The organism is Achromobacter sp. (genome assembly GCF_057314935.1).
Genome location: NZ_DBHKZA010000061.1, coordinates 37,941 through 39,963, shown reverse-complemented (window position 1 = coordinate 39,963; position 2,023 = coordinate 37,941). Strand labels below are relative to the sequence as shown.

Here is a 2,023-nt window from a genome sequence, read left to right as displayed (position 1 = left end):
CCGAAGAAGCCCGCCAATACGCCGAGGTCGCGCGCCGCTATGGGTTCCTGGCCTCGCGCGGGTCGGATTTCCATAGCCCCAAGGAAAGCCGGATGGACCTGGGCCGTTTGCCGCCGCTGCCGTCCGACTTGAAGCCGGTCTGGCACGACTGGTTCTGACGCGGGCGGCTAGCGCCGCCCATCCTGCAAGCCATCGATTGTGAGCGCGCCCTTGCGGCGCATGCGCCATGAACAAAGCCTTTGTTAAAGAGTCCGACAACGAGGACGACGACGATCTGCCGCAAGCCCAGGCGTTGCCGGCAGGCACCAAGAACTACATGACCCCCGAGGGCTATGAACGCCTGCGCGGCGAACTGACGCATCTGATGAACGTGGAGCGCCCGTCCGTCGTGCAAGTGGTGTCCTGGGCGGCGTCCAACGGCGACCGATCCGAGAACGGCGATTACCTGTACGGCAAGAAGCGCCTGCGCGAGATCGACCGCCGCATGCGCTTTTTGACCAAGCGGCTGGATATCGCCGAAGTGGTCGACCCCGCCGCGCAACCCAACCGCGACCAGGTGTTCTTCGGCGCCACGGTGTCGTATTCGGACAAGGCCGGCGAAGACCACACGGTCACTATCGTGGGCGTGGACGAGGCCGAACCGCTGGCGGGCAAGATCAGCTGGATTTCGCCGGTGGCGCGCGCGCTGATCAAGGCGCGCGAAGGCGATACGGTCGTGCTGCGCACGCCGGGCGGCATCGAAGAGCTGGATATCCTGGAAGTCAGCTACCCCTAGCCCAAAAAGGAAACAGGCGCCAGCTTGTGGCCGGCGCCTGTTTGGTTGGGAGGGATCTGACGTCCCTGCCTCGGTGTGGCGGCTTGCGCCGTCGTTCCCCTGGGGCTTGCTGCTAATTCAATTCCTCTGGTCCGCGCCGCTTACTTCTTGCGCGCCGCGATCGACTTTTCGGCCATGTTGACCAGGTCTTCGCCGATCTGCTTCTTCCACTTGTCGTAGACGGGCTGGGTGACCTTGGCGAAGGCGTCGTGCTCGGCTTGCGACAGCGACGTCACGGTCACGCCGTGGCCTTCGATCTCTTTCAGCAGCGACGGGTCTTCGGGCGTGACGCCCTTGCGCGCGATCACGATCTGCTGCTTGCCGGCGTCAAGCGCGGCCTGGCGCACGATGTCGCGGTCTTTTTCCGACCAGGAATTCCAGACCTCGCGGTTGACCACGAAGATCAGCGGGTCGGCCACGTAGTTCCACAGGGTCAGGTATTTCTGGCCCACGGTGTACAGCTTGGAGCCCGTGTAGATGGACAGGGGGTTTTCCTGGCCGTCCACCGCGCCGCTGGCCAGCGCGGGCTGCGCGTCGGCCCAGCTCATCTGCGTGGGGTTGGCGCCCAGCGCCGTGAAAGTGTCGATGTACAGCGGCGAACCCACCACGCGCAGCTTCATGCCCTTCATGTCTTCGGGCTTCTTGATGTCGCGCTTGGAGTTGCTGAGCTGGCGGTAGCCGTTTTCGCCCCAGGCCAGCGGCACCACGCCCGCCTTCTCGATCAGCTTGAACATTTCCTTGCCCACGTCGCCTTGCACCAGCGCGTCGATCGCGGCGTAGTCAGGCATCAGGAAGGGCAGCGAGAACAGGTTCAGCTGCTTGACCTGCGGCGACCAGTTGATGGTGGAGCCCACCGCCATGTCGATCACGCCCTGGCGGATCGCGGTGAATTCGCGGGTCTGGTCGCCCTGGACCAGCGAGGTGCCCGGATACACCTTGATGTTGATGCGGCCCTGGGTGCGTTCGCGCACCAGGTTGGACCAGATTTCGGCGCCCTGGCCCCACGGGAAGGTGGTGCCCACGACGATGGACAGCTTGTATTCGGGTTTGTAGTTCTGCGCGATGGCAGGCGCCGTGCCGACCACGGCGGCGGCGCACAGCGCGGCGCCGATCAGGTTGCGGAAGTTCATGCGATGTCTCCTCTCTTTGCGAGTGTGTCTGTTGTTGTCTTGAGATCCAGCACTTCGATAACCCAGCTTCAATAGCCCA

Annotated in this window: 2 protein-coding genes and 1 pseudogene; 2 read left to right on the top strand and 1 reads right to left on the bottom strand. The window is 64.0% G+C overall.

Annotated elements, in window-relative coordinates; translation table 11 throughout:
- Together ACO6D5_RS21115 and greB are read left to right on the top strand one after the other, a co-directional pair.
- A pseudogene (locus tag ACO6D5_RS21115) lies at positions 1 to 158 on the top strand (phosphatase); the annotation flags it as partial.
- Positions 159 to 226: 68 nt separating this feature from the next.
- On the top strand, positions 227 to 775 hold the full coding sequence (gene greB / locus ACO6D5_RS21110; protein WP_006225222.1) for a transcription elongation factor GreB: 549 nt from the start codon (positions 227 to 229) through the stop codon (positions 773 to 775).
- A 140-nt stretch (positions 776 to 915) separates the two neighbouring features.
- Here the strand turns inward: greB and ACO6D5_RS21105 are convergent, their stop codons facing one another.
- Complete coding sequence (locus ACO6D5_RS21105; protein ID WP_006225221.1) at positions 916 to 1,944, bottom strand: DctP family TRAP transporter solute-binding subunit; 1,029 nt, start codon at positions 1,942 to 1,944, stop codon at positions 916 to 918.
- Positions 1,945 to 2,023: the final 79 nt, after the last annotated feature.

Coding starts and splice junctions, on each gene's coding strand:
- ACO6D5_RS21105 (WP_006225221.1), bottom strand. CDS start 1,944: ATGAACTTCCGCAACCTGATCGGCGCCGCGCTGTGCGCCGCCGCCGTG.
- greB (WP_006225222.1), top strand. CDS start 227: ATGAACAAAGCCTTTGTTAAAGAGTCCGACAACGAGGACGACGACGAT.